The following is a 12,978-nucleotide window of genomic DNA, read 5'->3' as shown; positions in this document are numbered from 1 at the left end:
CCTAAGTGCTAAACTATCGGTACTATATTAAAAGGAGTTAATTATATGTCTAATCTCAATATTCCTATTTCTATTTTGAATTTAGCGCCAGTAAGAAAAGGTGACACAAACAAGGATGCAATCGATCAGGTGGTATCACTGGCTCAACTGGCTGAAGAACTAGGTTATAACCGATACTGGATTGCTGAGCACCATAATACACCGAGTCTTGTGAGTTCAGCAACAGTAGTGCTTATTAATCATGTGCTTCAACATACAAAATCAATACAGGTTGGTTCAGGTGGAATAATGCTACCGAACCATGCACCATTAGTTGTAGCTGAACAGTTTGGTACGATGGCAACAATTTATCCTGATCGATTGAATCTTGGATTAGGTCGTGCACCTGGTACGGATATGATGACTGCGAGTGCTTTACGTCGCGACCGTCACGATAGTGTATATACATTCCCAGAAGAAATTCAGGAATTATTAAAGTATTTTGGACCTGAAGAGAAACAAGGTTTTGTAAAAGCTTATCCTGGTGCGGATACGAATGTACCTATATTTGTGCTTGGTTCTTCAACAGATTCAGCACATCTTGCAGCGCGTCTCGGTTTACCTTATGCGTTTGCAGGACACTTTGCACCTGAACAGATGAAAGAAGCCATCGCAATTTATCGCAATCTATTCCAGAAGTCTGTTTATCTGGACAAACCTTATGTTATGGTTGGTACGAATGTGATTATCGGTGAAACTGATGAAGAAGCTGATTACTTGGCGACTTCCACGCATCAATTTTTCTTAAGTGTAATCCGTAATGCAAGACAACCGCTACAGCCACCAGTAAAAGATATGGATGCAATTTGGAGTCCTCAAGAAAAACAAATGGCATTGTCTCGAACTCAAACTGGTTTTGTAGGTTCTAAAGAAACTGTAAAACGAAAATTACAAGCTTTTCAGGATGAATTCAATGTTGACGAATTCATTGTCGTAAGCTATATCTATGATCTTGATAAGCAATATCAAAGTTTCAGATGGCTAAAAGAAATTACAGAAGAAAAATAGTTATCGCACATGCGATAACTATTTTTTCATGAACATACCTAAATGTAGAACATGTAACCTTCGATAATATCCTCTTCTTTATAGTTCATTAAATCTTCCAAAGTCGTTTCATCCAGCACTTTTTTTACGGCATCGCGTATATCAATCCACAATTGCTTTTGCGCTGGGGGTTCATCTTCAATACCTTCTACCGGTGTAATGGGTCCTTCAAGTAAACGGATAATGTCCGCTGCTGTTACTTCTTTAGGGGCTTTCATTAACATGTAACCACCTTTTGCACCTCTTACGCTTTTAATGAGACCTGCATTTCTTAATGGACCTACAAGCTGTTCTAAATACAAGTCACTTAAATTATTTTCTTCTGCGATAATTTTTAATGATACTGGTTTCGTCTGATATCGCTTGGCAAGTGATATCATCAAAGTTAAACCGTATCTACCTTTAGTTGAAATCTTCATAATTATTACGCCCCTTTTCAATAAATCAATTTTATCACATTTTGGCATAAAATAAGGTACACTTTTATTAAAGGAGTGAATATATTGGAACCTTTAGCATATAGAATGCGTCCTTCTTCTATTGATGAAGTCATCGGACAGCAGCATCTTGTAGGTGAACAAGGAATTATACGAAGAATGGTCAATGCTAAAAGACTTTCTTCTATGATTCTTTATGGACCTCCTGGTGTCGGTAAAACAAGTATTGCCAAAGCAATTGCCGGCAGTACAGCAGTAAAATTCAGACAATTAAACGCAGTAACCAATACAAAAAAAGATATGCAAATGATTGCAGAAGAAGCTAAAATGAGTGGACAAGTTATCCTCCTTTTAGATGAAATTCATCGACTAGATAAAGGAAAACAGGATTTTCTGTTGCCTCATCTCGAAAATGGTCAAATTATTTTAATCGGTGCAACAACGAGTAATCCATACCATGCAATTAATCCTGCGATAAGATCAAGAACACAAATATTTGAGCTTTATCCTTTAACAGAAGCTGACATTAAAACAGCACTACTTCGCGCGATAAACGATAAGGAAAAAGGTTATGGAAATGAAGATATCGAAATTGATGAAGCAGCAATCAATCATTTCGTGCAAAGTGCTCAAGGGGATATTAGAACGAGCTTAAATGCATTAGAGCTGGCAATCCTATCAGCTGAAACTAAAAATCCAATAAAAATCACATTAAAAGATGCGAAGGATTGTTTACAGAAATCCAGCTTTCAATTCGATAAAGATGGTGATATGCACTATGACTTGATGAGTGCTTTCCAAAAATCTATCCGTGGTAGTGATGTTGATGCAGCACTACATTATCTTGCGCGTCTCATCGAAGGTGGCGATTTACCAACGATAGTTAGACGTTTACTTGTCATAAGCTATGAAGATATCGGACTCGCTTCTCCTTCAGCAGGCTCAAGAACACTTGCAGCGATTGAATCTGCTGAACGACTCGGATTTCCCGAAGCACGTATTCCACTCGCGCAAGCTGTCATCGAACTTTGCTTATCACCGAAATCAAACTCTGGCATCTCCGCAATTGACGCTGCTTTATCTGATGTACGAAGCGGCAAAATTGGTGCCATCCCTAAACACTTAAAAGATGCACACTATCAAGGTGCGAAAGATTTAGGGAATGGTGTGGGCTATCAATATCCTCATAGTGCTGAGTCAGGATTTATCGCTCAGCAATATTTACCGGATACGCTTAAGAAAAAACAATACTATGTACCAAAGACTACTAGCAAGACAGAACAACAATTCAAACAAATCTATGATAATATTAAACAACAGCAAAACAGGCATTGAGCAATGACTCAATGCCTGTTTATTAGTTTGCTACATCTCTTTTATTAAAGATCCATGCTGCGACTGCTGTTATAATTATTAATATTACAATATCATACGTTAAACTAAAGCCAAATGATAAATCTTTATCTGCTAGTTCTGCTGGATTATTCGGTAGGTACTGAGATAAATTCCAGTTGGCCGGCCATAAAAATTCAATCAACTTCGTTTTCCCTTGCAGGAACATAATGATTAAATCCCCGAAGAACATTAACGCAAAAGTTACACCTAAGCTTAAAGCAGTATTCTTAAAAATAACTGATAAAGCATAAGCAACGATAGCAAAAGTGATGATATAAATAAAATTAGCAAAGATTTGTTGACCTAGTAATTCATATACATTGATCATCTTATAACCTTTATTGCCTTGTACAGCTAGTTCAGTTGTGGGGTTCATCTTTGTTGTAAAGAAAGAAATGATTGCTGTCATTACATAAGTAAAGACTAAAAATATAAGTGATGCTAATAGTGCAAAGATAAATTTAGAAAAGAAAATCTTTAATCTGGATGCAGGACGAATTAATAACAACTTAATTGTCCCTTGCTGATGTTCACGCGACATTAAACTGCTGCAGATGATAATCAGCATGATTGTAACAAATGAAATAAATCCATTTGTATCAATAAGTGTCTGATAAAAATTATTCTTAGCTGGTGGTTGAACATCTTTTTTCAGGTAGAATTGTAATTCAGCTACACGGTCACCTAAAGTCATTTCATCCGTAAATTCTTTCATAGATTTCTTATCTTCTGGTTTTTTAGCGATTTCTGCTAATCGTTTCTGATATTTCGAAACATCTTCTTTAACTTCTGACTTCCAGTTATCCGAATAAGTCTTATTATCAATACTGCTCGCAAACTGCATATTCAACACTACACCTAAAATCATAAATGCAACGATAATTCCCAGCATAATATATGTACCAAGACGATTAAAATACTTATTAAATTCATTTACCACTAACTTAAACAATGCTACCGCCTCCTTCTTTTGTTAATGCCATGAAGCGATCTTCAAGTGAAAGTTTTTCTTTTGTAACACCATAAATATCGACATCAGCTTTTACAAGATCACGTACAAGTTGCGGTACATCTTTTGAGGCAATGTCAATTGCTAGCATGTTATTATTCAATTTAAATGGCACACCTTTTTCATTTAGGAACTTAACTGCCTGATCGATTGGATAGACATCAAAATCATGTTTTACGATATCACTCGCAGTAACAACTGTGTTAACATCCTCAATACGAATCATTTGTCCATTCTTAATTATCCCAAATCTATCACACATGAGTTCCATCTCACTCATTAAATGACTCGATACGATAACTGTCATATTTTCTTCTCGTGCTAGCTTTTTAATATAATCACGAATTTCACGAATACCCGCAGGATCTAAACCATTGGTTGGTTCATCCAAAATCAAAATTTTTGGCTTATGTAGCAACGCTTGCGCAAGGCCTAGACGTTGTCTCATACCTAATGAATAACGTCCAACTTTTTCTTTAATCCGATTTTCAAGTCCTACTAACTTTACGACACGGTCAATATCTTCTTTAGAAATTCCATCCTGCATTCTTGCAAACTGCTTTAAATTTTCTAAACCTGATAAAAATGGATATAATTCCGGGTTTTCAACGATTGCACCGATATCTTTCATGACTTCACTACGATTCGCTAATACTGAACGTCCTAAAACTTTAACATCTCCAGAAGTAGGTGTTGTAAGGCCCACAATCATACGAATTGTTGTTGTCTTACCTGCACCGTTCGGACCTAAAAAGCCAAATACTTCACCTTTTTTTACTTCAAAGCTTAAATTTTTAATAATATGTCTTTTGTTAATCGTCTTATTTAAATTGCTAACCTGTAAACTATATTGATTTTCTTCCATTTTTACACCTCCGTTATATTCATCATACATGAAAAATCCAGTCATTTACTTTTTATCAGCAACTTTTAAGGTAAATTTAAGGTTGTATCATACAAAAAGCTGAAGTGAAATCATCATTGATTTTACTTCAGCTTTTTAAGATTAACCATTAAACTATTATCTATCTTTTACACGTGTCACCGGAAAGTCTTTTAATATGTCATTAACAACCCAGCTGGCACAAATCAGCCCAACAACGCTTGGTACGAAAGCATTACTTGATGGCGGCATCTGCGCTTTTCTTACAGGGGCATCTGCATTTCCAACATAAGCCTTAACATCTTCACGAATAACGATTGGGCTTTCATCACTAAATACGACTGGAATCCCTTTATGAATACGATCTTTCTTTAATTTTGTACGAATAACTTTCGCCATAGGATCTGTATGTGTTTTTGAAATATCTACAATTTTAAAGCGTGTTGGGTCTGTTTTATTCGCAGCACCCATACTTGAAATCATTTTAATATTACGTTTTAAACATTCTTTCATTAAATGAATTTTATACATAATCGTGTCACTTGCATCTACAACATAGTCAATATTATATTTAAATATTTCTTCGTATGTTTCATCTGTATAGAACATATGAAGCGGTGTAACTTTACATTCAGGATTAATGAGTTTAATACGCTCTTCCATTAATGTAACTTTTGACTGACCAACCGTCGTAGTTAATGCGTGAATCTGACGGTTAACATTTGTAATGTCCACATCATCTTTATCAATCAGAATAATGTGTCCAATGTTTGTTCTTGCAAGTGCTTCAGCCGCAAAAGAACCCACACCACCGACTCCTAATATCATTACAGTCTTGTTATTAAGTGCTTCTAAACCTTCTTTACCATAAGCAAGTTCATTTCTTGAAAATTGATGTTTCATTTCATTTCTCCATTCCTTTTTGTCAATAAATATATCCTATCATATTAGTAAGCTTTAATCATTACAAAAAAAGACGAGAGACAAAAGTCTCTCGCCTTACGATAGTATCCAAGTGAGCCGTCGTTTTAAGTGTTGATCATTTTGGCCTGCTATAAACAGGTGGGTGTCCCGTTTCTAATTTTGCAAGTCCTCCATGTGAGGCGTGTGCGCTAAAAGAAAACCTATTAGACTCCCGATCAAAAAGTGTTAGGTCAAAATAGAATAAACAAACATCGAACTCTTCAGACACCTATCTTATGACTATATAATATCACATATTTAATTAATTGCAACTATTTCGTATCTTCTTTTTCTTCTTCTGTGTTCGCAGTTTCCTTAATGTTTAATGCAATGTGTAGATCATCTAACTGTGCTGTTGCTACTGCACTTGGAGCTTCTGTAAGAAGATCAGTTGCAGATGCTGTTTTAGGGAAAGCAATAACGTCACGTAAGTTAGTACGTCCTGCAAGTAACATCACCATTCTGTCTAATCCGAGTGCAATACCGCCATGTGGTGGTGCACCGAACTTAAATGCATTCATCAAGAAACCAAATTGTTCTTCCGCTTCTTCTTTCGTAAAGCCAAGTGCTTCAAACATTTGCGCCTGAACTTCCTGATCGTGGATACGAATTGATCCTCCACCTAATTCATAACCATTTAGTACAACATCATAAGCATTTGCTTCAGCAGCTTCAGGATTTGACTTCAATAAATCTAAATGTTCGGGTTTTGGAGCAGTAAATGGATGGTGTGCCGCAAAGTAACGATCTAGCTCTTCGTCATATTCAAATAGTGGCCAATCTGTCACCCATAAGAAATTAAATTTATTTTCGTCAATCAATCCTAAATCTTTACCTAATTTGTTACGTAAGTTTGCTAGACTCGCATTTACTACCGATGATTTATCAGCGACAAATAATACTAGATCTCCATTTTCAGCACCAGTAAGTTTAATCAATTCTGCTGTAATAGCTTCATCAAAGAATTTAGCAATTGGCCCGTTTAATCCATCTTCAACAACTTTTACCCAGGCAAGTCCTTTAGCACCGTAAATTTTTGCGAACTCTTGTAATGCATCAATATCTTTTCTTGAATATTTATCAGCAGCGCCTTTTACGACGATTGCTTTTACCGCACCACCGTTTTTCACTGCTTCACTAAATACTTTAAAGTCCATTTTAGAAGCTAAGTCATTTAATGTTTTTAATTTCATATCGAAACGTGTGTCAGGTTTATCAATACCGTAATCACGCATTGCTTCAGCATATGTCATACGCGGGAATGGAGTAGTAATATCAATCCCTTTCACATCTTTCATAATTCGTGCCAGCATACCTTCGTTCATTGCCATCACATCTTCCTGATCAACGAAACTCATCTCGATATCGATTTGAGTAAATTCGGGTTGACGGTCCGCACGTAAATCTTCATCACGGAAACATTTAACGATTTGATAGTATTTATCGAATCCACCGATCATCAATAGCTGTTTAAAGATTTGTGGTGATTGGGGCAATGCAAAGAATTTACCTTCCTGCACACGTGAAGGTACTAGATAGTCACGTGCACCTTCTGGTGTTGACTTTGTAAGTACTGGCGTTTCAACTTCATAAAACCCTGATTCATCCAAATAGTTACGAACAGCACGTGTAATTTGATGACGCATCTTGAACGTATTCGCAAGTGGTTCACGACGTAAATCTAAGTAACGATATTTTAAACGGATATCTTCAGAAATATCAGTTTCTGCTTCGATTTGGAATGGTGGTGTCTCAGATTTATTGATGATGTTGACTTCAGCAACCTGAACTTCAATTTTTCCTGTTTTGATTTTTGAATTTACAACAGCTGCAGCTCGCTCCGTTACTTTTCCTCTTACTTCAACAACGTACTCAGAACGAATCGTTTCTGCTATTGCTAATGCATCTTGAGAGAAATCTGGGTTAAATACAACTTGCACGATACCTTCTCTATCACGTAAATCAATGAAAATTAATCCACCTAAATCTCGTCGTTTTTGTACCCATCCTTTTAATATAACTTCTTGTCCTATATATTTTTCTGTAACTAACCCACAGTATGTTGTTCTTTTCTCCATGTTATTTTTCTCCTTTTATAAATGATGCTAGTTTTTCTATCTCAATTTCGGTGCTTTCACCAGTTTCCATCGATTTCACATTTATCTTACCGCTTTCAAGTTCATTTGAACCAAGCACTATCGTATTTTTGGCATGAATTCGATCTGCTTGTTTCATTTGTCCTTTCATTTTACGGTTTAAATAGTCGATATCAGCTTTAATACCGTTGTTACGTAAATCTGCTAAAATCTTAATACCGGCATCCACTGTTTCAGGCATAGTAACGATATATAAGTCGATAGCTTCTTCAGTTTCAAGCTCGATACCTTCTGCTTGGATTGCAAGTAGCAGACGTTCAATACTGAGAGCAAATCCAATTCCAGTTTCTTTCGGACCGTCAAGCATCTCTAATAATCCATTATAACGGCCACCACCACATAGTGTCGTAATCGCGCCAAATCCTTCTGCATCGCTCATTACTTCAAATGCAGTATGGGTATAGTAGTCTAAGCCACGCACTAAATTAGCATCCTCTACATAAGGTATTTCTAATATATCTAAATAACGTTTTACTTCGTTATAGTAATTTAAAGAATAATCATTTAAGAATTCCGTTATTTTTGGTGCATTTTTAACTGATGGTTGATCACGGTCAACTTTACAATCAAGAATACGCATTGGATTTGTGTGTAATCGATTTTTACAATCATTACAGAAGTGCTCGATATGTGGTTCAAAATGCTTTACTAATGCTTCTTTATAGATGTTACGGCTTTCCAAATCACCAATTGAATTTAATACAATTTTTACGTGTTGTAAGCCAAATGACTTATAGATCGAATACACCATATGGATGACTTCAGCATCCATAGCAGGATTTTCTGCTCCTATTGCTTCTACACCGAACTGAACAAATTGGCGATAACGTCCCTTTTGTTTACGTTCATAACGGAACATCGGACCATTATAATATAATTTAATTGGTTGATTCGCATCACCATTCATCTTGTTCTCAATATAACTTCTAACTACAGCTGCTGTACCTTCAGGACGCAGTGTGATACTTCTATCACCTTTATCTTTGAACGTATACATCTCTTTTTGTACGATGTCTGTTGTATCACCAACACCTCTCGCAAATAAATCTGTCGATTCAAATATTGGTGTACGAATTTCCTTATAATTAAATGATGCAGCAATTGCATGTAATCTATCTTCAATATATCGCCACTTCGGAGTTTCTGTCGGTAAAATATCCTGTGTTCCTCTTGGTATATTAATCATAAATTTTCCTCCTAAAAAAATAAGTCCCTTATGCATCATAAATAATGCATAAGGGACGTAAAATTTTCCGTGTTGCCACCCTAATTGGTACAAATGTACCCACTCTAGTACATTTAACGCATGTAAAACGGTGATACTTTCATATCACAACCTCATCTATTGTTACATCTTATAAGAATTTATCATCTAATTTCAGCAGCATAGATGTCTCTATTCAATAAATTTCCTATAAATGATAGACTAAAACGGTATTTGTTAAGTTTGAATAGGTTTATATTACTAAGTTAATCTGCTAAAGTCAAGTTAATATAAAAAGTAATTACGCAAACCATCAACAATACTCGTCGTAATAATTTGACGGTACACTTTGTCATTCATCAGCTTTTCATCGGTAGGATTACTGATATAGCCCAGTTCTAATAAAACTGCAGGTGACTTCGTTTGACGTATCACCTGGAAGTTTTCCTGGCGGACACCACGATCAGATAACAGTGCTTTTTGTTTAATCGCCATATGCAATGTGTCGGCAAGCACCTTTTGATTATCATGATGATAATATACGGTTAAACCATGTGGACTAGATGCTTCTAAAGCATCTGCATGAATGCTGATAAATACATCTGCAGCACCTTTTCTATTTTTTAACTTGATATATTCATCACTGTTTCTTGTCATCAATACAGTAGCACCTTCATCTTCTAACTTCTGTTTCAACATTAAACTTGTCTTCAGAGTAATGACTTTCTCTATCGTCCCGTCTTTACTTGAAGCACCCTGATCATTTCCACCATGACCAGGATCTATCATGATGACTTTCCCTTTAAATGGATTAGCACCAGCAATCTTATCTTTTTTTATATTGAGATTTGTGTGCCACCCAGCAATCCATCCCTTTTTCTCCCCATTATCGACGTAATACCATTTACCGGTATGCTTTATAATATCAAAATGGTCGCCCTTCTTCACATCAAAAATAATAGGATAAAACGCTTGTGGACCAGTGCGAAGGGCACCATCTTCTATCATCGATAATGTTGTCGGTTTATTATTTTGCTTCGTAAACAACCAAAATAATAAGACGATCAGTAATATAGTGACTAGCGCTAAAATCACTAGTCTTAAAACTCTTGAACGTTGGATAGGTCTTAAATCAATCTTCTTCATTGTATCTTCCCCTCAACGCTCTCAAATAAAATCGTTACAGGACCATCATTAATTAAAGATATATCCATCATTTCACCAAATACACCAGGGAAAACTTCAAGTTGATGTCCTCTTAATATGTCATTAAATTTTTCATACATCTCTTTAGCTATTTCAGGCGACTTGGCATCTGTAAAACTTGGGCGATTACCTTTTTTGACATTTGCATATAAAGTAAATTGTGATATCGATAAAATCTTGCCACCAACGTCATTAATCGATAAATTCATCTTTCCATGTTCATCTTCAAAAATACGGGTATTGACAATTTTCTTTGCAACAGCATTTAAATCTTCTTCTGTCGTATTTTGTCCTATTCCAACCAACAAACAGTAACCTTGATCAATCGATTGAAAATAATCTCCTGCAGTGACAGAAGCTTGTTTTACTTTTTGTAATACTACACGCATGTTTGACACCTCAATTTAATATCCTAGTTACTGTGTATATATCACTCAACTGCTTAATTTTTTCAACAACGCGCATCAGTTCACTGACATTCTTCACCATAATACTTATATTTATCTTAGCATTTTTATCGATATCAGCTTTACCAGAAACTTGTGTTAAAGTTGTTTTCGTAGCATTTACTGCCTGTAATACTTCATTTAATAAGCCAAGTCGATCATACGCTGTGATTTCTAAGTCTACTTGATAAGTCTTGTTCTCTGAAGATTTTACCCATTCAACATCTATCAAACGTTCAGTTTCATTTACGACATTTGGGCATTCGGTACGATGGACCTTTACCCCGTGACCTTTTGTGATATAACCAACGATGTCATCTCCTGGTACAGGGTTACAACATTTTGATAATTTTATCAGCATATTGTCCATGCCTTCAACATAAACACCAGTTTCTGTCTGAATATCACGTTTAACATTTAACGTTTTATTAACTTCCTGTACTTGATTTAACTTTTGTTCCTTTTCTTTGATACGGTGTCTTTCAGTTAATTTATTAACTACTGCTGATGCTGTTAATCCACCAAATCCAACAGCAGCATATACATCATCAATTGATGTGAAATTGTATTTTTCAATCACTACAGCAATATTTTCATCAATCATCACATCATCTATATTGATACGCTGCTCTTTTAACTCTGCTTCAATCATGAACTTTCCTTTTTCTACATTACTCGAACGGTCCTGTTTCTTAAAGAAACTTTTTATCTTACTTTTAGCGCTAGCTGATTTACAGATTTTCAACCAGTCCCGACTTGGCCCATAAGAATGTTTTGAAGTTCTAATCTCAATGATGTCACCCGTTTTAAGTTCATAATCAATCGGAACGATTTTACCGTTTACTTTCGCACCGATCATTTTATTTCCGACTTCACTATGTACCGCATATGCGAAATCAATCGGAACAGCACCAATAGGCAATTCTACAACATCACTTTCCGGCGTAAATACGTATACTTTATCCGACTGTAGATCATACTTAAGTGATTCCATAAATGCTTCAGCATCCGGTGATGTAGAATCTGTTTCTTCAATTTCTTTCATCCAGCTCATCTTGCTTAAATTTTTCGCTTCATCTGGATTGACTAATGTTTTACCTTCTTTATATGCCCAATGTGCAGCTACCCCATGTTCTGCTATTTCATGCATTTCATGTGTTCTTATCTGTATTTCTAATGGATCACCATTTGGTCCGACAACTGTTGTATGAAGGGACTGATACATATTTGGTTTAGGCATCGCAATATAATCTTTGAATCTTCCCGGCATCGGTTTCCACAATGTATGAACTAATCCTAATACTGCATAACAATCTTTAATTGAGTCCACTAATACACGAATCGCTAGTAAATCAAAAATCTGATCGAAGTGTTTCTTTTGTTTAACCATCTTACGATAGATGCTATAAATATGTTTAGGGCGACCGGTGATTTCCCCCTGGATGCCCATAATTCCCATCTCTTTGCGAATATTTTCAATGGCATTTTCTATGTATGCTTCTCGCTCACTGCGTTTCTTCTTCATTAAATGGACGATTCTAAAATATTGAATACTGTCAATATATCTTAGTGAAATATCTTCTAACTCCCATTTAATCGTATTGATCCCAAGACGATGAGCAAGTGGTGCATAAATTTCTAATGTTTCCTTTGCAATGCGTACTTGTTTTTCGTGAGGCATTGCTTTTAATGTACGCATGTTATGTAATCTATCAGCGAGTTTAACTAAGATAACACGCACATCTTTTGCAATAGCAATAAACAATTTACGATGGTTTTCTGCCTGTTGTTCTGCTTTTGAACGATATTTTACTTTTTCTAACTTTGTAACGCCATCTACAATATATGCAACTTCTTCGTTAAACATTGCCTTTAAATCCTCATACGTATATGGTGTATCTTCCACAACATCGTGTAAGAATCCAGCAACAATTGTCGGCCCATCTAATTTCATCTCAGCTAATATTCCAGCTACTTGAATAGGATGCATTATGTATGGCAAACCATTTTTTCTAAATTGACCTGTATGAGCTTTTTCGGCAAGTTGATAGCTTTTAACAACGAATTGATAGTCCTCTTCAGATAAGTATGCTTTTGTCATCTCAAGAACATCATCTTTTGTATATGGATATTCATTGTTCATTCTATCACCACCTCTTTTTATAATGTATTAATAATACTATATTATGATTG

At 35.7% G+C, this 12,978-nt stretch carries 11 protein-coding genes and 1 other RNA gene; 2 read left to right on the top strand and 10 right to left on the bottom strand.

Annotated features, from left to right (window positions below):
- The first annotated feature begins 45 nt into the window (after positions 1-45).
- Positions 46-1,047 (top strand): LLM class flavin-dependent oxidoreductase, encoded by a 1,002-nt coding sequence (locus BFS35_RS01315; RefSeq protein WP_099580132.1) that lies wholly within the window; start codon positions 46-48, stop codon positions 1,045-1,047.
- A 38-nt stretch (positions 1,048-1,085) separates the two neighbouring features.
- Here the strand turns inward: BFS35_RS01315 and cymR are convergent, their stop codons facing one another.
- On the bottom strand, positions 1,086-1,505 hold the full coding sequence (cymR, locus tag BFS35_RS01310) for a cysteine metabolism transcriptional regulator CymR (RefSeq protein ID WP_099580130.1): 420 nt from the start codon (positions 1,503-1,505) through the stop codon (positions 1,086-1,088).
- Between the two features lie 105 nt (positions 1,506-1,610).
- On the opposite strand from cymR, the gene BFS35_RS01305 reads away from it, so the two are divergent.
- A complete protein-coding gene (locus tag BFS35_RS01305) occupies positions 1,611-2,858 on the top strand; it encodes a replication-associated recombination protein A (protein WP_099580148.1) in 1,248 nt (415 codons plus the stop codon).
- Between the two features lie 22 nt (positions 2,859-2,880).
- Here BFS35_RS01305 and BFS35_RS01300 read toward each other — a convergent pair whose 3' ends face one another.
- The 9 genes from BFS35_RS01300 to BFS35_RS01260 all read right to left on the bottom strand — a co-directional run bounded on the left by BFS35_RS01300 (position 2,881) and on the right by BFS35_RS01260 (position 12,928).
- Complete coding sequence (locus BFS35_RS01300) at positions 2,881-3,870, bottom strand: ABC transporter permease (protein ID WP_099580128.1); 990 nt, start codon at positions 3,868-3,870, stop codon at positions 2,881-2,883.
- Positions 3,863-4,792 carry an ABC transporter ATP-binding protein gene (locus BFS35_RS01295; RefSeq protein ID WP_099580126.1) on the bottom strand — a complete coding sequence of 310 codons (930 nt, stop codon included), beginning with the start codon at positions 4,790-4,792 and terminating at the stop codon, positions 3,863-3,865. Before BFS35_RS01295 ends, BFS35_RS01300 begins: the two co-directional genes overlap by 8 nt.
- A 156-nt stretch (positions 4,793-4,948) precedes the next feature.
- The gene (locus tag BFS35_RS01290; protein WP_099580124.1) at positions 4,949-5,713 is read right to left on the bottom strand and encodes a tRNA threonylcarbamoyladenosine dehydratase; all 765 of its coding nucleotides are present in this window, start codon (positions 5,711-5,713) and stop codon (positions 4,949-4,951) included.
- A 101-nt stretch (positions 5,714-5,814) separates the two neighbouring features.
- A non-coding RNA gene (gene ssrS / locus BFS35_RS01285) (6S RNA) lies at positions 5,815-6,004 on the bottom strand.
- Positions 6,005-6,045: 41 nt separating this feature from the next.
- On the bottom strand, positions 6,046-7,851 hold the full coding sequence (aspS, locus tag BFS35_RS01280) for an aspartate--tRNA ligase (RefSeq protein WP_099580122.1): 1,806 nt from the start codon (positions 7,849-7,851) through the stop codon (positions 6,046-6,048).
- Position 7,852: 1 nt separating this feature from the next.
- Complete coding sequence (gene hisS, locus BFS35_RS01275) at positions 7,853-9,115, bottom strand: histidine--tRNA ligase (RefSeq protein ID WP_099580120.1); 1,263 nt, start codon at positions 9,113-9,115, stop codon at positions 7,853-7,855.
- Positions 9,116-9,418: 303 nt separating this feature from the next.
- On the bottom strand, positions 9,419-10,279 hold the full coding sequence (locus tag BFS35_RS01270; protein ID WP_099580118.1) for an N-acetylmuramoyl-L-alanine amidase: 861 nt from the start codon (positions 10,277-10,279) through the stop codon (positions 9,419-9,421).
- A complete protein-coding gene (gene dtd / locus BFS35_RS01265) occupies positions 10,276-10,728 on the bottom strand; it encodes a D-aminoacyl-tRNA deacylase (RefSeq protein WP_099580116.1) in 453 nt (150 codons plus the stop codon). The genes BFS35_RS01270 and dtd overlap by 4 nt, the downstream gene beginning before the upstream one ends.
- 10 nt (positions 10,729-10,738) lie before the next feature.
- Complete coding sequence (locus BFS35_RS01260; RefSeq protein WP_099580114.1) at positions 10,739-12,928, bottom strand: RelA/SpoT family protein; 2,190 nt, start codon at positions 12,926-12,928, stop codon at positions 10,739-10,741.
- Positions 12,929-12,978: the final 50 nt, after the last annotated feature.

The sequence above is a fragment of the Macrococcoides goetzii genome, from assembly GCF_002742385.2.
Taxonomy (GTDB): domain Bacteria; phylum Bacillota; class Bacilli; order Staphylococcales; family Staphylococcaceae; genus Macrococcoides; species Macrococcoides goetzii.
This window is presented reverse-complemented; position numbering and strand designations above follow the sequence as displayed.